Source organism: Eubacterium multiforme, from assembly GCF_030813415.1.
GTDB lineage: Bacteria > Bacillota > Clostridia > Clostridiales > Clostridiaceae > Clostridium > Clostridium multiforme.
The window spans coordinates 609,279-628,213 of record NZ_JAUSUF010000001.1 but is presented as its reverse complement, the minus strand read 5'-3'; the positions used below and the strand labels follow the sequence as shown (position 1 = coordinate 628,213).

Here is an 18,935-nt window from a genome sequence, read left to right as displayed (position 1 = left end):
AATGATTAATATTAATAAATTAGATGAAAGTGAAATGAAGTTTTATAAATCTGCATATGAGTTTTATGAAGGAAAGTTAGATAAAAATGCAGATGATATTGATAGTGCGATAAGAGAAGCAGTAGAGAAAACTATGGATATTTTTTCAAATGTAGTTTCAAATGAAGATAATTTAAGAAAATATTTAGAGGAACAAATAAGTATGATTAGGGAGCAACAACATCCTATGTTTATGACATGTTTAGAGGTTAGGAATTCAGTTTGGTGGGATGAATTTCTAAAAGAAAATTCAACAGAGTATTGGAATAGATATGAAAAATATTTGTTAGAAAATAAGGGATGGCCAAGAAGTTCCATAGATAAAAGTATTAATAATACAACAAATAAAGTTATGAATGCGATAGCAGATCCAAATAAAAAAATGGCAATAGAACGTAAAGGAATGGTTATTGGATATGTTCAATCTGGAAAAACTGCACATTATATTGGAGTAATTAATAAAGCTATAGATGCTGGATATAAAATAATAATTGTTCTTGCAGGTATGCATAATAATTTAAGAGCTCAAACACAATCAAGAATTGATGAGGAGGTTTTAGGATTTGAAACAAGTTTAGCTTACTTATTGAATCAAATGAAAAAAGAGACAAATATTATAGGTGTAGGCAAGAAATTAGTTGTTAAGAATGATTCACAAACACTAACTTCAAGGGATGAAAAAGGAGATTTTAATAGGGATAGACAACAAATATTTGTGAGTACTGAAATTCCTACTATTTTTGTAGTAAAAAAGCACTCAAAAGTTTTGGAGTCACTTATAAGTTTCTTTAAGAATAATAAAAAACATAGTATTGATAAAGACACGGGTAGAAAATATATGGATGCCAATTATCCATTATTATTAATTGATGATGAAGCGGATCAGGCATCAATTAATACAAAATATGAATATAAAGATGGAGTAATTAAAAATAAGGACAAGGCATCTAAAATTAATGCTCAAATTAGGGAGTTATTTCATATATTCGATTGTCGTTCATACATAGGATATACAGCAACTCCGTATGCAAATATTTTTATACCTAGTGAAATGGAATCAAAAAAACATGGAAAGGATTTATTTCCTACCCATTTTATTTTAGCTTTGCCTAAACCACCCAATTATATTGGTGCTCACGAATACTTTGGAAAAGAAGGACAGTTGGAAATGCCTTTAAGAAGACGCATAGGTATTAATTCATTATCATTTGTTGATCAAAAAAACAAAATAGTGAAAAACGAATTGCCGGATGATTTAAAGCGTGCTATAAAATCATTTCTTATTTCTACAGCGGCTAGAATTTGTAGAGGGCAAAATGGAGAACCAAATACGATGTTAATTCATGTTACAAGATTAACAGATACTCAAAAACTTGTGCATAAACGAGTAACACACTATTATGAAAATATTGGGAATAAGATCATTGATGGACATTTAGAAACAATTAGTGACTTAAAAACAATTTGGAAAGAAGATTATGAAAAAACTACTCAAAAGATGAGGAAATTTCATGGAAATTTTATGAATGACATTCCAGATACTACGTGGGAGAATGTTTTTCAAAAGATTTGTAACCTTATAGAAAATGATTTGGTGAAAATATATAGTATAAATGGTAAGAGTAAAGATGCATTATTGTATAAAGAACATAAAGGTAAACAATATAATGTAATCGCAATAGGAGGAGATAAACTTTCACGGGGTCTTACATTAGAAGGTTTAACGGTAAGTTATTTTACAAGAGAATCAAAAATGTATGATACTTTAATGCAAATGGGGAGATGGTTTGGTTTTAAGCCTGGATATGCAGATTTGTGTAGATTGTTTGTTCAAGATGATTTATATGCTTGGTTTAGGCATATATCTTTTGCAACTGATGATTTACGTGAACAAATTGAATATATGAATAATATTGAAGAAACACCTGAAAATTTTGGATTAAGAGTTGCTACGCACCCTAATATGAAGATTTCAGGAGCTAATAAGGTTCAAAGTGGAGAAGAAAGAAAAATTACATTTAATAATGTGTTTAGTCAGACTCGTTCAATGGATATTAATGCAGAAAAATATGACAAAAATTTTGAAGCAGTTGATAATTTATTAAAATTATGTGGTAACCCAGTTGAAAATTATTGGGAAAAAATAGGTAGGGGAAAGAATAGAAATAAGCATTTGTTTTGGCAAAATGTAGATGGGCATTATATAAAAGATTTTTTGTTAAATTATGAAACTTCTAGACAAGCAAATAAGGCAAATAGTAAGTATATGGCGGATTATATTGAGGATCAAATGAAAAATGGAGGATTGTTAAGTTGGACTGTGTGCCTGTTAAATTTAGGAAACGAGAATGATGAAATAAAATTTAGTAATGTATCAGTTGCATCTGGAATGAAGAGAGAAAATATAATACCGGTTAATGATGAGTTTTGCTCAATTCAAACTTTAACTTCAGAAGATATGCAATTTTATGACTTTAGCGAAGAGGATATGAAAAAAAAGAAAAAAATAGTAGAACAATTTAAAAAGAAAGGTAAGAATTTGAGCAATGATTATGTTAGAAAGAAAATTAGAAATAGGGAAAATGGTCTTTTAATTATTGCGCCTATTGATGTAAAAGTTGGGAAAGGGGATCAACTAATTGACTTCAAAAGAAAAGAACATAAAGTTCCTATTGGAATAGCTATCGTTTTTCCTGATAATAAAAATATTGGTAGTATAAAATCTTATAGAATTAATGATATTGGGTTAAAAGGAGAAGATGATGAATTATTTGAATAAAATATTTAATGATATTATTAAGGATTTTACTAAGAAAGAATATACTAATCAAAGAAATCTTTCTAGAAGATTTGTCTTGGATAATGATATTGTTTTTATAGTTTATTATAATAAAAGTAATGACACAAAAGAATTAGCAATAAGAATAAACAAAGATTTTAATAAAAATATAGTTGAAAAATATCCAGATTGGAACGGAATAGATGTAATTGTTAGTGAAATTGAAAATGGGTCAGATAAAGGATTCTATTTAGTATTTAAACAATTAGAAGATTCAGATGAAAAGATATATGATGCAATAGTACAAGATATAGTTGAAAATATAAAATTAGTACAAAGCCATCAACAGGTTATTAATACTGTTGGTAAAGTGTTAGTAAAATGGAAGAAATTTTTCAATATTCATCAACACTTGGTTATGTCTGATATAAAGCAACAAGGTTTGTATAGTGAATTAATATTTTTAGAAAAGTTAATAGATTTGTATGGTGAAAAGGCATTGAATTTTTGGAGTGGATGTAACTTTGAAACGCATGACTTTTATATAAGTGGTAATGCTGTTGAAATAAAAAGTACAAGTTCTAATAATACAAGTAGTGTAACTATAAGCAATGAATATCAATTAGATACTAATGATGTAAATGGAGATTTATATTTGATGAGTGTTATTTTAAGAAAAAGTCTTAGTGATGGAGAAACCTTACCATCATTGGTACAACGAATAGTTGATAAATTACAAGTTGATGTTTCTTTAGAGATATTTGAAGAAAAACTGTTTAAGTATGGATACTTATTAAGAAATTCTCAAATATATAAAATAGGTTTTGTGATAAGAGATATAAAGTATTTTCAAGTTAGTGAAGAGTTTCCTAATATAACAAAAGATAAGTTACCAAATGTAATCTCTAATGTAAGTTATAAGCTGAATATTAATGGGTGTGATAGATTTAATATTTTAGAGGAGCATTTAATTCAAAAATTGAATGGAGGTATAGTATGATAACACCTCAAATGAAAGAATTTAATGAAGAATTAATTGAAGAAGTAAGGGAACATTCTTTAAAAAACAATATCAGTACAGAAGATGCATTTACAAGTATTTTCACATCATATATAGTTGATACAGGTGAATCATATCTATCAAATTGTAATATTATAAGTTATCAAAAAACAAATGAAAAAATGAAAATCAATGGCTATAACTATGATGAATATTTTCAGACGTTAACATTAGTTATAAGTGATTTTAATAACAGACAAGATATAAAAAAAGTAGGGAAGGTAGAAATAAAAAAAAATGTACGATTAGCAACAAAATTCTTTAGAAATTGTAAAACAGATTATTTTCTAAATATAGAAGAATCTAGTGATGGATATTTAATTTATGAATATATACAAGAAAATTTAAAAAATATTGAAAATATTAAGGTTATTCTTTTAACTAATAAAGAATCTGTAAGATATATTCCTGATGATATAAAAATTGATAATATGCTAGTAAAATTTGATGTATGGGATTTAGAAAGGATATGTCAGTACATATATCAAAATAAAATTGAACAGGATTTAATAATTAAATTTCAAAAAAAGTATAAATATAATTTACAGATGATAAAGGTAGAGCAGGAGAATAGTATATATGACTGCTATATTGGTGTTATTTCTGGTTATTATCTTGCTAGTATTTATAAAGATGAAGGTCAAAGACTTATTGAAAAAAACGTTAGATCATTTTTACAGGCTACAGGTAAAATTAATAAAGGATTAAAGGAAACATTAATTAAGGAACCTGAGATGTTTATGGCATATAATAATGGAATATCTACGGTAGCGGAAGAATTAATTGTTGATGAACAAAATTCTAATGAAAAAATTATAACAATAGAGGAGTTGAGAAATTGGCAAATAGTTAATGGAGGACAAACAACAGCATCAATTTATAATGCTTTGCAAAATAAAGTTTCATTAGAAAATGTGAGTGTGCAAATGAAACTTACTGTTATAAAAGATAGAGATAAAGCTAATGAAATAATTAGTAATATTTCGAAATATGCAAACAGCCAAAATAAAATAAATATGTCGGATTTTAGTGCTAATGATAGCTATCATATAGAAATGGAACGTTTATCTAGAAAAATCTATGTGCCTACTAGTAGCGGTAAATCAAATAATAAGTGGTTTTATGAACGAGCTAGAGGTCAATATATGGTTGAATTAAATAGGCAACTTACTACAGGAGCTAAAAAACAGTTTAAAGAAATGAATCCTAAAAAACAATGTATTTCTAAAACTGTTGCTGCAAAATGCCAAATGGCATGGATGAAATATCCATACATAGTAAGTAAAGGGTTAGAAACGAACTTTATTAAATTTTCAGAAATGGTTAAAAAAAATGAAATTCCATATCCGAATGAATTAAGTTACATTTCTATGATAGAAAAAGTGATTTTATTTCAGTCTTGCGATAAAATTGTAAAAGAATTGAATTTGGGCGGGTATAAGGCACAAGTAAACTATTATACTATAGCATTGTTATCAGAATTTCATGAAAAATGTGTTGGTGATGAGCAAATTTGGATTAATCAATCAATTTCATCACAATTATCATTTGTGATAGAGGAAATTGCACTTAAGGTATGGAAACATTTTATGAATCCTGAGGTTAAAGGAATAAATGTTACTCAATGGTGTAAAAAAGAGGAATGTTGGAATCTTCTTAAAAAGAGATATAAAAATAATGTATTCTAGATTAGAAGCAGTAATTGACATATTTAAATTAATATGATATGTTGCTTAAAAAGAGGTGATATATGTTATTATGTATAAAATAGTAGATTTGTTTGCGGGTGCAGGTGGTCTTAGCCTAGGTTTTGAAATGACAGAAAAATTTGAGGTCGTGGCATTCGTTGAAAACAATAAGAATGCAGCTAAGACATATCTTAAAAATCACCCCAATATAAAAAATTATGAAGATATCTTAGAATTAGATTTTAATGATATATTATCTGACAATCCTAATATAGATGTAGTTATTGGTGGTCCACCTTGTCAAGGATTTTCTAATGCTAATAGGCAAAGAAGAAAATTAATAAATGGAAGTAATGAGCTTATAAAAAAATATGTTGAGGCTATAAGAGTAATAAAACCTAGTGTTTTTGTGATGGAAAATGTTAAAACAATTGCTTCAGATAAACATTCTTTTTGTTTAACAAGACAAGATGAAAATCATATTAATAATGATTTGAAATTAAAACTTCATAATAAAGATGTTGTTTTGTATGAAGATGAAACACATATTGATGAGTTAGTTAATATGGTAAAAAATAACAATTACAGAAGGTTTGTATTGCTTAATGAAGATCAGTTATATTTACTTAAAAATATTACTAAAAAGAAGGAAAAGCTAAAAGAATACTTTTCAAAAAATAGTAATACTAAATTAATAGAACAGTTAATACGTTGTATGAAACGTAATGGACAAGTATTGCAATGGTATCAGATAATTATTAATGAAGCTAGAGAGTCATTGTTAGAAGTATATAAAACTAAATCAATGAGCAATAAAAATTATAATAAAATAATGAAGTTTTGGGATATACAGAGATTATTTATAGGCGTTAATGAATTAAATATTAAAAATGCAATATATAAAGTAGTAAGTAATAATAATCAAATAATTATCAGAATGCAAACGTATATAGTTATAGATTATATTAAGGCATCTTTTAAATATTTAGGATATAAATTTGAAGGAAGAGTCCTAAATGCAGCATCTTTTGGTACACCACAATGCAGAGAACGCTATATTTTAGTTGGAGCTAGGAAAGAAATTTTAGCAGATAGGAAAATAGAATTACCCAATCCGATAATTGATAATGAAATTAATTATATAACTGTAAAAGATGCTATTAGTGATTTAGAAAAATATGAACCATCAGTTGGAAGTATGGATGAAAAGATTTATAAAAATTATAAACCTAAAACTAGAAATTTTTATAGAGAGTTGATTAGTGCAAATCATGATAATTATATATATAATCATGTTTGTACAGATACAAGAGAAGTGGCAAAAAGTAGATTTGCTGTAATTAAGCAGGGAGGTAATTTCCATTCACTTCCTGATGATATGAAAGAAACATATGAAAATCCAGGACGTACTCAAAATACAATTTATAAACGTTTGGAATATATGAAACCCTCAGATACAGTAGTTAATGTTAGAAAATCTATGTGGATACATCCTAAGTTTAATCGTGCGGTAAGTGCTAGAGAAGCAGCTAGATTGCAAAGTTTTCCGGATGGTTATGTGTTTTATGGAACAAAAGATTCTGTATATCAACAAATAGGCAATGCGGTTCCACCTATGCTAGGGAGAGCAGTAGCAGAAATTGTACTGAGATTATTAAATTATAAGGAAAAATATGTTACATTAAAAAGTATATATGACAAATATAATTAATTCTTAGAAAATGAAATATATAGTGAAAAAGATGGGCAAGAGAAGAAATGATTATTATTTTTTTATGTATATGTATCAAGGTGTTACGAATATTTATTTTATCAAGCACACTTAAATTATAAAAATAGAAATTATAAGAATGAATTGCAAAGAATTAGCGATATAATAAGGGTTATATATTTTCAATAAAAATTAAATGATAAAATTAATGAAGCACTAGGAATTTAAACATCTAGTGTTTTAACTATTCAAAATAAAAAATAACTATCATAAAAATTTATAATAAACATATTTTAGATTATGAAAATATTTCCGAAGGTTATAATCATAAATATAAAAATAATTAGGCAGGTAAATCGCAGGATAATTTCAGTAAAAATAAAAGATTTTATAGAAATTGAGTATATTGAAATAGGAAATATGAACTTTAAATCCTTAAACTTAAGAGAAGAACATATAGAAGAAATTTAATAAATAATATATAAGGTATATTTGAATATTGAACTTTACTTGTGCCCGGAAAATAAGTTGTAAACAAAGAAAACTGGAAAAGTTATTTAACAACAGTAGACAAAATGGTATTAATATAAAGTAGTTTATGATTATCCAAATTTTCATTTAATAATGCATTCTTTTATATGTGAAGTTACAGGTGGAAAATTAAGTTTAAATGCTCATAATGATGCTAAATGGATTAATTTTAATGAATTAGAAAATCAAAAATGGATACCTGCAGATATTTTAGTCCTTAATGCTTTGAAGAAATTAAAATAGAAAATGCTAATTGCTAATAATTTTCTTAGCAATTAGCATTTTCTATTTTATATAGCCTAAAATTATTTTAGAAATATAACTTTTGTAGTTAACAATATAAATTACTATTCAAATAAATGATTATTATAAATTATTTTACTAATTAATATACTATAAAGAGCAAAACATATATAATTTTCAAAGGCTTAAAATAAATTTTTATTTCATTATATTAATATATAAGTATAAAATAATTTATCAAAAAGCAGAGAGGTGTTAAAAATGGATAGTTTATCAAAAAGTATAGAAAATAAAGTTGTTATTGTAACTGGTGGAACTAGAGGAATAGGATTTGCTACAGTAAAAAAGTTTCTTTTAAATGGTGCGAAAGTTGTACTTTGTGGTTCTAAAAAGGAATCTGTTTATAAAGCTTTAGAAGAATTAAAGAAGATTAATCCAAGTTATAAAGTTATGGGATTTTATCCTAATTTATTAAATACAAAAGAAATAGATCATATGGCTGATTTGATTTTAGAAAAGTGGGGAAGAATAGATGTTTTAATAAATAATGCAGGAGTAAGCGATAATAAGACAATTTATGATCAAACATATGAAAACTTCTCTCAAATAATGGATATTAATGTTCAAGCTGTATTTAATTGTTCTAAAATATTTGCAGAAATAATGAAAGAGCAAAAGTCAGGAGCAATTTTAAATACAAGTTCAGTAGTAAGTTTATATGGACAAAAGGCAGGAGTTGGATATCCAACATCTAAATTTGCAGTAAATGGACTTACTAAATCTTTGGCAAGGGAACTTGGAAAAGATGGAATAAGGGTTAATGCAGTAGCACCTGGCATAATATCAACAGATATGGTTAAGGAACTTGATAAGGAATTAGTAGATGGGTTAATTCAAAATATTCCAGTTGGAAGAATTGGAGAGGCAGAAGATATTGCAAATGCCTTCTTATTTTTAGCATCTGATATGGCAAGTTATGTAAGTGGTGAAATTTTATCTGTTGATGGAGCAGTAATGATTTAATAATTTTTTGCATGATAAAAGGCAAGTTAGAATTTTAAAAAGAGGTATAACTTGCCTTTTAGCGAAAAAATTAAATTAATGTACTTTTATTATAATCTAAATTTTCAGATAATTCAAATAATATTTTTTATTAATTATAATATAAATAAATTAATAATTTTTCAAAAGTGTATATGTTAAATATATATGTAATGAGTAAATGTATAAATATGTTAGATAACGTTTAATATACTTATAAAAAATGGTAAAATAAATAAAGTGGAATGAAATGGAATAAGAAGGAGTGACTTTATGAGTTTTTGCTGCAAGGATTTATTTCAGCTTAATTATTTTTCAAAGGCAAAGTTATTAGCTGGGGAAAGTGGATTAAATAATCAAATTTCTTTGCCCTATGTAAGGACAACAGAATCTATTTCAAAGTGGCTTTATGGAGGAGAGTTACTTTTTGTTATTTATAGAGATAACAAAGAAAATGATGAAAATCTTTTATGTTTACTTGAGGAATGTATTAATAAAAGACTTTCTGGTATAGTCATTTTAATTGATGATAAATACATAAACAGCATATCAAAGAATATGCTAGATAGAGCAAATGAAAAAGGTCTTCCTTTATTTATAATGCCTTGGGATATTAAACTAATTGATATTATACAGGAAATTTTTCTAAAGATAGAACAAAAAAGGGAAGAGTCAAAAAATGGGAAGCATTTTCTTGAATCATTACTTTTTTCTCAGGATCAATTACATGAAGATATTAATGCTTTAGCAGAATTTTATAATATAAACTTAAGACCTTGCCATTATATTTGCATATTTAAAATAAAAAAGTTATCAGCTATTTCTCACGATACAGAACAGGTTAGTAAACATATAATAAATTCTTTAGATGAAGGTTTAAAGGAAGAAAATTATACTTTAATACATATGGAATATGCAAATCACTTAATGAGTCTAATATTTGCTAATGATTATGAAGAGGCAAAAAAATCTTCAGAATATATTGAGGATGTATTTAAGCTTATAAATTCTAGATATTCAGAAAATATTGAGATGAATTTAAGTTTTAGTCGTATAAGAGAAAATAATTCTGATATTAAAATAAGTTATAAGGAAGCCTTTAAAGCTTTATCTATGATTGATATGTATAAAAATGATTCAAATGTTATTAAATATAATGAATTAGGTATTGTAAGATTACTTATTGAATTGTCAGATGTTAAAGATGTTCAGCAGTATTGCTATGAAAATTTAGGACCTATTTTAGAATATGACAAAAATCATGGAATGGATTTAACAGGAACTTTAAAATGTTATTTTAAAAATAATAGACATTTAGTAAAGACATCTCAAGAACTTTTTATTCATAGGAATACTTTACTTTATAGATTAACAACAATCAAAAATCTTCTGCAAAGGGATTTAGATGATGCTATGACTGATTTAGAACTTTTTAATAGTATACTAATTTATGAATTTCTTAATTTACAAAATAAAATATAAAGCTAAAAAATGGACTATATCAAAATTATAAGAGTGATTTTGATATAGTCCATAATTTTTTTTTAATTAGTAACTGATTCTTTTATGTTGGTAGTTGCTGTTGCTTTTTCTTTTGCAAAGGATAGTATTAAAACTCCTGCAAATATTAATGCACATGCAACAACTTTTATTAATGTTATTTCTTCGCCTAAAAGTATTGCTCCAAATATAACGCTTGTTATAGGTTCAAATGTACTTATAACAGCTGCTTCGCTGGCTCCAATATTTTTAATACCAACTTGTAATAAGGATAAGGCAACAACTGTGCATAGGAATGCAAATATTGCTGATAATCCCCAAGCTTTAGGTGTTAATGAAGATAAAACAAGTTGATTTGTAATCATTCCATATATAAACATACCTATTGATGATGATACTGCTACGTAGAATGTTATCTTAAAAGGTGGTTCACTTTTTAAACCACTTTTGTCCATGAATATAATATAGAATGCATAAAACATTCCAGATGCTATGGCTAAAATTAAGCCAAGTAGTGTACTAGCTCCAAGGGAGGCTGAAGTTAATGCAGTAATGAAGAAACATCCTATACCAGACATAGCTATAATTAGTGCTAATACCTTTTGCTTGCTTAATTTTTCATGGAAGAATATTACACAACCAAGTGTTACAAATATTGGGTAAGTAAAATGAATTGGTGTAACTATTCCAACATCTATATAAGCAAATGCCATATTTAACATTAATGTTGTTATTGCATTTCCAACAAAACCAAGTATTATTAAATCTCTAAGTTGTTTTTTTGTTACTTTTAAGTTTATTTTTAAAAGTAAAATAATTACTAATAAAAATGGTAAACTTAAAAAGTTTCTTAAAAAGGTTAGTGTTACAGGGTTGCTTCCTTCAAGACCATAGGTCATAGGGCCAAGGGTAAAGGCAAAACCAAAGGTAATTGAAGATAGCATAGTTAAAATAATTCCTTTTGTTTTCATAATATACCTACTTTTTCTATATAAATTTATTAAATACTATTAACTTATTATATATTATTTAAAAGCTTTATCAATAATTTTAATAATGTTTGGAATAACATCATCAACCATTATTTTTCCTCTTTCAGCTGATGAAGATTTAGCTGATGCAAGTATTCCAGTTTCAGGAACAATATCCTTTTCTATTGGGTATCTGTAGTAAGTTGCAGGGCTTGCATTTTCTGTATCTAATATTTTATCTTCTCTAACAAGTTCTGGTGCAAAATACATCATTAATGATGTTTCTGTAACAGCAGCATGTTCTAAAGCCCAACCTGGGAATGGTACTTCATCAAAAACTTTGTCAATTACATCAGGTGACATTGGATCCCACCAGTTAGTAAGAAGTAATTGAACTTTATCTCCATATTTTGCAGAACATAAATCCATAGCTTCTACAATAAATGCTTCATTTTCAAAGTGAGCACTTAATATAAATATCTTTTTAAATCCATCACGAACAAATTCATCAATTATATCCATTACTAAAGCTTGTAATGTAGCTCCATTTAAATCAATAGTTCCTGGGAATAATGGGCCACCACCACTTAATGGTTTTGACTTGTATCCATATGAAAGAGCAGGTGCTACAACACCGTTTATTTTCTCAGCAATTCTATAAGCAAATCCATTAGCTAATACAGTATCTACGCAAGTTGGAAGATGTGGTCCATGTTGTTCTGTAGAACCTATTGGTAATATAATTACATCATCCTTTTTCTTTGCAAATTCTTTCCATGTCATGTTTTCCATTTTTACGTTTTCGTACATAATAAAGTCCCCTTTTCTTGTCTTAATATTATTTTTACTTAAGCGTATATTTTAATTGAATGTTGGTTTTTAGCTAGGACTATAAGAACATTTTAATAAATAGTAATTTGTAATATTTAAATATTTCTAAAGAGCTAGCTAAAAATCAAAACTACATTAAATATAGCTTTATTTAAAATTTTTTTATGTAATTTTTATTATGTTCCCAGTATACAGGGAGGACATATTAGTGACAATGTACTAAAAATACAAATCTATCTATAAAAATATGTTCTTTATGTGCACAGTAATATTAAAATATTATTGTATATTTGATACAATGACTGGGTAATATTTTCGTGATAAACTTCCCTTATTGAAAGGCTACTACTAAAAATAATGTAAATTATTAATAAAAGTAAATTGCCAAAATTGAAGGGAGATTATTTATAATGAAAGTTATTCTATTTAAAAATGCTAGATTAAAAGGAAATGAAACATTAGTTGATTTACTTGTTGAAAATGGTGTTTATAAAGAAATAGGTCCAAATCTTTCTGCAAAATATAAAGATGTAGAAAGTTATGATTTAAAGGGAGACTTAGTTGTACCACCTTATGTTGATCCACATATTCATTTAGATTATGTGTATACAGCTCGTATGCCTGGTGCAAGTAATGGAACAGGTACTCTTTTTGAAGGAATTCAAAGATGGTCTGAAACAAAAGGAAATATGACAGTAGAAGAAGTAAAAGAGCGTGCTAGAATTGCTTTAAAAAAGGAAATATTATATGGAACTCAATATCTTAGAACTCACGTAGATGTAACAGATCCAAATTTTACTTGCTTAAAAGCAATTATGGAATTAAAAGAAGAAGTAAAGGATATTGTTGATATACAAATTATAGCATTCCCACAAGAAGGAATGTATTCATATAAAGGTGGAGATGAATTAGTAGAGGAAGCATTAAAAATGGGTGCTGATGTAGTTGGAGCTATTCCTCATTTTGAATTTACAAGAGAAATGGGAGAGAAGTCAGTTAAGAAAACTGTAGAGCTTGCAATGAAGTATAATAAATTAATTGATGTTCACTGCGATGAAACTGATGATGATCAATCAAGATTTGTTGAATTATTAGCAGCAGAATCTTATATGAATGGAATTGGAGAACTTACAACAGCAAGTCATACTTGTGCTATGGGTTCATATAATAATGCTTATGCATTTAAATTATTTAAACTTTTAAAATTATCAAAGATGAATTTCATATCATGTCCAACAGAAAATATTCATTTACAAGGAAGATATGATACATATCCAAAGAGAAGAGGACTTACAAGAGTTAAGGAATTAAATGATGCAGGAATTAATGTTTGTTTTGCACAGGATTCAATTTCAGACCCATGGTATCCATTAGGAAATGGTAATTTAATGAATATATTAGATTCAGGAATTCATATATGTCATATGATGTCTTTTGATGAAATTAATAACGCTTTAGATTTAATTACAACAAATGGTGCAAAAACTCTTCATATAGAAGATAAATATGGTATAGAAGTAGGAAAGGATGCTAACTTTATAGTTTTAAATGCAAAAAATGAATTTGATGCAATACTTGAAAGAGTAGGAATTAACTGTTCAGTTAGAAAAGGAGAATTCCTATTTAAGAGAGAACCAGAAGTAATTGATACAAAAATAACTTTATTAAAATAGCTATCATATAAATTAAGGGTATATTTTTAAATATATCCTTAATTTTATTTTAATGTAAAAATAATAGAAAAACCCCATAGAGTAGATCTTTTAGGTGTACTCTATGGGGTAAATTTTTTATAGCTTTAAAAATTTATAATTATTTATATCCTTCAGAAGTTAGTATTTTTATAGCATTATCAATATCTTCCTTTGCTACTAAAACTACAGGACCTGTACAGCCCATACCACTTTCTGAATAAATAGAATTACTCCAAAGAACTTTGCAAGCATCATCAAGTTCTAATATATCGATTCCAGCAATTGCTTCTGTTACTACCTTTTTAGGGGGCATTTTAATTTCTTTAGATTCTATTTTCTTTTCAGCAGTTCCTTTTGCAATTATTTCATCTAATTTAGCATTTTTAGCATTTTTAAATTCTAAATTAGCCTTTTCTAAAACTTTATTTTGAGCACAAGTTGCACAATATCTTAAGGCTTCACATATAAGTGGAGCACCAGATGCTCTTGAAACTATGTTTACAAGATAATTATAATCTTCTCCAATTCCTGGACCATAACCAGCACCTAAAGTTTCATAATAGCCGCCAGTTGTAAAGGAGGAGAACATTTTAATTAATAAATTTCCAGTTAAAGAATCACATATCATAACATCAGGTGTTCCAGCTAATAAATCGTTACCTCTCATAACAGCGCCACCATCAGCTCTACCTGATTTTGCAAATTCTATATTATAACCATTTTCTTTTAATTCCTTTAAAAGATTTTCAACTTTTCTAGCACCTTCAATATTTAAAATTCCAATTTTAGGCTCATTTATTCCTAAAGCTTTAGCAACACTTATTCCACTAATAGTATTTAATAGCATTCCTTCAATTCTATTAGTAGATGTTGTTCCAGTTGTTGTTGCAATTATCATTTCTTTTCCTTTTCCAGGAGTTACAACTTTTCCAACAGTTGAAACACCTATTGGAAAATCAAAGTGTTGAGTTACGCAGCCGTTTATATAGCCACTTTCTAAAAGTTCAATCATTTTATGATGACCTTCTTCTGGAGTAGTAGCTTCAATTACTTCAAAATCAGGAATTTTATTTCCACCAATTAAAACTATATCAAAATCTTTATACTTGTCCTTTGCAAGTTTAGCGGCAGAAATCATTTCATCTATTCCATGTTCACTACCTAAAACAGTTAAACCAATTTTTACTTTAGGTCCAAAACTACCAGTAGATATTCCATCAGCTATTTCATTAAATATTTCACCAATAAGTTTTTTTGCATTATTATTTTCCATGATATCACGCTCCTTAATTATTTTGCATTAAGTAAGCAGCAAAATCCTTCATAGCTTCTGCTACCATGGTCTTAACTTCTTCCTTAGTAATTTGATTTTCTTCTTTTTGTAGTCCTTCATTCTTTTCTACAACAATAGATACACCATCAAAAAGATTTGTCATTCTACCTAGGAATAGGCTACCTTTACCTATAATCATAAAGTTATTTAATTCACCATTTAATATTTTATCTACACCATGTCCAACTATTGGTACTCCTGATGGGATATGTCCTTGAGTTGGAGCAAATCCTGGATAACCTTTTTCTTTTACAAAGTTTGGTAATTGTTTTCTGTCTAATTGACCTTTTTTAACTGCTAGGGCACCAATCATTTTATAGTTTTGAGTTGGAACATCACCAGCACCAGCAGGTTCTGTTATATCTGGAGTTTGCATTTCTGGAGCAAACTTATCTATATCAGTTATTTTAAGACCAGCTTCTTCTAATGGATCTAAAACAAGAGCTTCTAGTACAGCTTGTGGAGAAGCACCATGACCTATTGTATGTCTTCCTACAATATCAGTTCTAAGAACTGGGTTTACACCATCATTTTCACTTACTAAAATTGCAAATCCACCAAGGCAATCTTCTAGTATTTTAAGACCTTTTTTAACGTGATCTCTTCCATTCATTCCAAGTTTTGCAGTACATCCACCACCAACTATAACTACATTTTTATATATTCCTGATTTTACAAGGGCAGAAGCAGTTATTAATGCATGGCTAGGTCCTGCACAGAAACCTCTCATATCAACACCAGTAGCATTTTTACATCCAGCTACTTCACCAACAGCTTTAGCAACATTACCGCCACCTCTTTGGTTCATGTCTCCAATAGCTTCTTCAGAACATTCTATTATATAATCTATATCTTCAGGGTTTACATTATTTCCATCACATAAATGCATTAAAGATAGTGCACCTGATGCTTTAACTACTAAATTTTCAATTAAAGTATGAGCGTTAAGGTTTACATCAAATTCATGAGCCCTCTTAACACAGCCTACTAATTTATCATTTATATATAAACCTTCTGCTATATGATCTTCTACTAATTTATTTATTTCACTAATATCTTCTCCCTCTTTAATAGAGGATAATTTATCTTTTAAAAGAGGGTGATTTAAAAGTTTTTCCTTTGTTAATTGTACAAAATCTTTTTCTAATTTAACTAAATCAAAAGAGTCAGATAATTTTAGTAATATATAAAATTCATCCTCTGGCATTATTTCTCCAAATTTACCATACCTAGAAGCACCTTCTACATTTTCATTATACCAAGGTCTTTTTCTTTCAGATAATTCAACTGGATCCATATTACCTATATAAGTTTGGTTTGGAGCATATTCAACAACATCTTTAAAAGGTCTTAAGTGACTTCTTATTTCCTTTAAATATTCTGAATTAGGATTTGATAATCTTTCTATAGTTTGAGTTGTACCATTATGGATAACCATATCTGGAACATCAATTAACACATAAGAACTTTTTTTAATTACTGGAAATTCCATACTCATTCCTCCTATATTTAAAAAAGGCACCAGGAACTTTTTAGCCTAGTGCCTTCCAAATTTTTATTTAAAAAATATTTGATTTTTCATAGGTTAAAAACCTTAATTAATATTCAAAAATTTTTATTCAAATAATGTTTGGTCTTCTATTTCAGTTTGAAGAGCTTTTAAAGCTTTTTCTGTTAATCTATATCTTAATTCATACTCATCTTCTTTAGATAGTGCTGGGTTACCTAAAGGATGTGGTATTGCTATGGTTGGAACTATTCTGTTAGCACCAACTGTAAGTGATATAGGTGTTACTGTACACATATGAACTACAGGTAAGCCTGTTCTTTCAATTTCTTTAACAAGAGTTGCACCGCAACGTGTACAAGTTCCTCAAGTGGAAGTAAGTATAACGGCATCCACTCCAGCATCTAATAACTTTTTGCCTATTTCACTACCAAATTTTTTAGATGATGCAACAGCTGTACCATTTCCAACTGTTGAATAGAAGTATCTATAAAGGGAACCTATTTTTCCTTCCTTTTCCATACTTCTTAAAACATCAACTGGAATAACTCTGTCAGCATCTTCATTTGCATAAGTTGGATCATATCCACCATGTGCTGTTTCAAAAGTTTCTTCTGTTAAATCATAAACACCTTCAAGATCATATTCACCATATTTTGAAGCTGAGGATGATTCAATATGGTCTGGATTTCCCTTTGGAACTATACCACCAGATGTAACTATTGCAATTTTTGCTTTAGTTATATCTAAAATAGGTTTACTTGGTGTAACCCTATCAAAGTTTGGCATTTTAAATTCTGTTTGGAATTCCTCACCTTTAAGCTTTTTAACAAGCATGTTAACAGCTCTTTTTGCGCCTCTTTCTTCTGCAAAATAATTTTCTCTTATTCCTCTTTCAATATAGCCTTCTTCAGCTGGACTTCCTATCTTTTCTCCCTTAGCTATTTTCAATGCAAGTTTTGCTATAGCTGGAAGGGCTTTTCTCATACCAACTGCACTATTTTTTGTTTCAACAATGTATAAATATTTTTTAAATAAATCAACACCAGGATTTTCAGGATACATTGCTGTAAGAGCTTTAATGCCTAGTACATCTTCAACTTCTTTACATATGCTACCACAGGCAACTCCGTATCTACCAGCATTAAAAGCAGGTCCTGCAATAAATAAATCTGCATTACATTTTTTAACCATTTCAATGATTTCAGCTTTTGCCTCATCCATATTTTCATTAAAATATGAATCACCACAAATAATAGTGTTTACTATTTGTGCTTCTCCTTTAAATAGGCCATTTAATCCCATTCCTGGACCTACAAAACCTTCTCTAAGTTCTGGTTTATAATCAGCTTTTTCTTCGCCACCTATACCAGCATAGAATTGGTTTATATAGTGAACAACTCTAATCATTCTTTCTCCCTCCTTAGTTTTTATTTTATTTAAGGATTCTAGTATTTTTATAGAATCTAGATAAATTACTATTTATAATTTTTATAGAAATAGTTTAATTTAAAAATTATAGTTTATTAAACTTTGAATATTCATCTCTTACTGATTTAACTTCATTACAAATTTCATCTACATCTAAAACCATTTCCATCATGCCACATTGTTCATCATAAATAGTAGCATCACATTCTTCCTTTATTTCTGGTTCTACTATGTGGTAAACACCTAATCCTAATTCGATTCCAGCTAAAGGTCCTGCAAATGTTGGGTCACCTGCACAAACTGTTTCAGCAGAAAGACCAGCAGCTTCAGCTTCAGCTCCACCTAATATAACAACTACATTTTCTGCACCATATTTTTCAGTTAAATCTTTTACTCTTTGTTGGATCTCCAGATCCATAGCTCCTGCGGCTGTTCAAACAAAGCATTCTGTTGATGCGAAAACTACTTCAGCTCCAGCACTTTTAACACATTCTTCTATAGCTGGACCTGGAATACCATCTCTATCTCCAATAACTATAACTTTTTTTCCTTCTAGCATTTTTTATGCTCCTTTCA

General features: G+C 28.1%; 13 protein-coding genes. 7 read left to right on the top strand and 6 right to left on the bottom strand.

Features of this window, described 5'->3' with window-relative positions; all coding sequences use genetic code 11:
- Position 1 precedes the first annotated feature (1 nt).
- The 6 genes from J2S18_RS02890 to J2S18_RS02865 all read left to right on the top strand — a co-directional run bounded on the left by J2S18_RS02890 (position 2) and on the right by J2S18_RS02865 (position 10,574).
- Positions 2-2,818 carry a Z1 domain-containing protein gene (locus J2S18_RS02890; RefSeq protein ID WP_307482974.1) on the top strand — a complete coding sequence of 939 codons (2,817 nt, stop codon included), beginning with the start codon at positions 2-4 and terminating at the stop codon, positions 2,816-2,818.
- Positions 2,802-3,818 (top strand): PD-(D/E)XK motif protein, encoded by a 1,017-nt coding sequence (locus tag J2S18_RS02885; protein WP_307482972.1) that lies wholly within the window; start codon positions 2,802-2,804, stop codon positions 3,816-3,818. Before J2S18_RS02890 ends, J2S18_RS02885 begins: the two co-directional genes overlap by 17 nt.
- Positions 3,815-5,566 carry an AIPR family protein gene (locus J2S18_RS02880; RefSeq protein WP_307482969.1) on the top strand — a complete coding sequence of 584 codons (1,752 nt, stop codon included), beginning with the start codon at positions 3,815-3,817 and terminating at the stop codon, positions 5,564-5,566. The genes J2S18_RS02885 and J2S18_RS02880 overlap by 4 nt, the downstream gene beginning before the upstream one ends.
- 70 nt (positions 5,567-5,636) lie before the next feature.
- Positions 5,637-7,277 (top strand): DNA cytosine methyltransferase, encoded by a 1,641-nt coding sequence (locus J2S18_RS02875; RefSeq protein WP_307482965.1) that lies wholly within the window; start codon positions 5,637-5,639, stop codon positions 7,275-7,277.
- A gap of 1,035 nt (positions 7,278-8,312) precedes the next feature.
- On the top strand, positions 8,313-9,074 hold the full coding sequence (locus J2S18_RS02870) for an SDR family NAD(P)-dependent oxidoreductase (RefSeq protein ID WP_307482962.1): 762 nt from the start codon (positions 8,313-8,315) through the stop codon (positions 9,072-9,074).
- Between the two features lie 291 nt (positions 9,075-9,365).
- A complete protein-coding gene (locus J2S18_RS02865; RefSeq protein ID WP_307482961.1) occupies positions 9,366-10,574 on the top strand; it encodes a PucR family transcriptional regulator in 1,209 nt (402 codons plus the stop codon).
- A 62-nt stretch (positions 10,575-10,636) separates the two neighbouring features.
- On the opposite strand, the gene J2S18_RS02860 is transcribed toward J2S18_RS02865, so the two are convergent.
- Together J2S18_RS02860 and J2S18_RS02855 are read right to left on the bottom strand one after the other, a co-directional pair.
- The gene (locus J2S18_RS02860; protein ID WP_307482958.1) at positions 10,637-11,563 is read right to left on the bottom strand and encodes a DMT family transporter; all 927 of its coding nucleotides are present in this window, start codon (positions 11,561-11,563) and stop codon (positions 10,637-10,639) included.
- Positions 11,564-11,617: 54 nt separating this feature from the next.
- Complete coding sequence (locus J2S18_RS02855) at positions 11,618-12,373, bottom strand: creatininase (RefSeq protein ID WP_307482956.1); 756 nt, start codon at positions 12,371-12,373, stop codon at positions 11,618-11,620.
- A 431-nt stretch (positions 12,374-12,804) separates the two neighbouring features.
- Here J2S18_RS02855 and codA point away from each other — a divergent pair, with 431 nt between their 5' ends.
- Complete coding sequence (gene codA / locus J2S18_RS02850) at positions 12,805-14,067, top strand: cytosine deaminase (RefSeq protein ID WP_307482953.1); 1,263 nt, start codon at positions 12,805-12,807, stop codon at positions 14,065-14,067.
- Positions 14,068-14,206: 139 nt separating this feature from the next.
- Here the strand turns inward: codA and grdD are convergent, their stop codons facing one another.
- The 4 genes from grdD to grdA form a co-directional block, all read right to left on the bottom strand.
- Positions 14,207-15,361, bottom strand: coding sequence for a glycine/sarcosine/betaine reductase complex component C subunit alpha (grdD, locus tag J2S18_RS02845; protein WP_307482951.1), 1,155 nt, complete (start codon positions 15,359-15,361; stop codon positions 14,207-14,209).
- A 13-nt stretch (positions 15,362-15,374) separates the two neighbouring features.
- Positions 15,375-16,913: a glycine/sarcosine/betaine reductase complex component C subunit beta gene (gene grdC, locus J2S18_RS02840; protein WP_307482950.1), complete on the bottom strand. Its 1,539-nt coding sequence runs from the start codon at positions 16,911-16,913 to the stop codon at positions 15,375-15,377.
- Between the two features lie 123 nt (positions 16,914-17,036).
- Positions 17,037-18,338 carry a glycine reductase complex selenoprotein B gene (gene grdB, locus J2S18_RS02835; protein WP_307482947.1) on the bottom strand — a complete coding sequence of 434 codons (1,302 nt, stop codon included), beginning with the start codon at positions 18,336-18,338 and terminating at the stop codon, positions 17,037-17,039.
- A 106-nt stretch (positions 18,339-18,444) separates the two neighbouring features.
- Positions 18,445-18,918 (bottom strand): glycine/sarcosine/betaine reductase complex selenoprotein A, encoded by a 474-nt coding sequence (grdA, locus tag J2S18_RS02830; protein ID WP_307482944.1) that lies wholly within the window; start codon positions 18,916-18,918, stop codon positions 18,445-18,447.
- Positions 18,919-18,935: the final 17 nt, after the last annotated feature.

Excerpts from the sequence above, each read along its gene's own strand:
- J2S18_RS02890 (WP_307482974.1), top strand. The coding sequence starts at position 2 with ATGATTAATATTAATAAATTAGATGAAAGTGAAATGAAGTTTTATAAA.
- J2S18_RS02885 (WP_307482972.1), top strand. The coding sequence starts at position 2,802 with ATGAATTATTTGAATAAAATATTTAATGATATTATTAAGGATTTTACT.
- J2S18_RS02880 (WP_307482969.1), top strand. The coding sequence starts at position 3,815 with ATGATAACACCTCAAATGAAAGAATTTAATGAAGAATTAATTGAAGAA.
- J2S18_RS02875 (WP_307482965.1), top strand. The coding sequence starts at position 5,637 with ATGTATAAAATAGTAGATTTGTTTGCGGGTGCAGGTGGTCTTAGCCTA.
- J2S18_RS02870 (WP_307482962.1), top strand. The coding sequence starts at position 8,313 with ATGGATAGTTTATCAAAAAGTATAGAAAATAAAGTTGTTATTGTAACT.
- J2S18_RS02865 (WP_307482961.1), top strand. The coding sequence starts at position 9,366 with ATGAGTTTTTGCTGCAAGGATTTATTTCAGCTTAATTATTTTTCAAAG.
- J2S18_RS02860 (WP_307482958.1), bottom strand. The coding sequence starts at position 11,563 with ATGAAAACAAAAGGAATTATTTTAACTATGCTATCTTCAATTACCTTT.
- J2S18_RS02855 (WP_307482956.1), bottom strand. The coding sequence starts at position 12,373 with ATGTACGAAAACGTAAAAATGGAAAACATGACATGGAAAGAATTTGCA.
- codA (WP_307482953.1), top strand. The coding sequence starts at position 12,805 with ATGAAAGTTATTCTATTTAAAAATGCTAGATTAAAAGGAAATGAAACA.
- grdD (WP_307482951.1), bottom strand. The coding sequence starts at position 15,361 with ATGGAAAATAATAATGCAAAAAAACTTATTGGTGAAATATTTAATGAA.
- grdC (WP_307482950.1), bottom strand. The coding sequence starts at position 16,913 with ATGGAATTTCCAGTAATTAAAAAAAGTTCTTATGTGTTAATTGATGTT.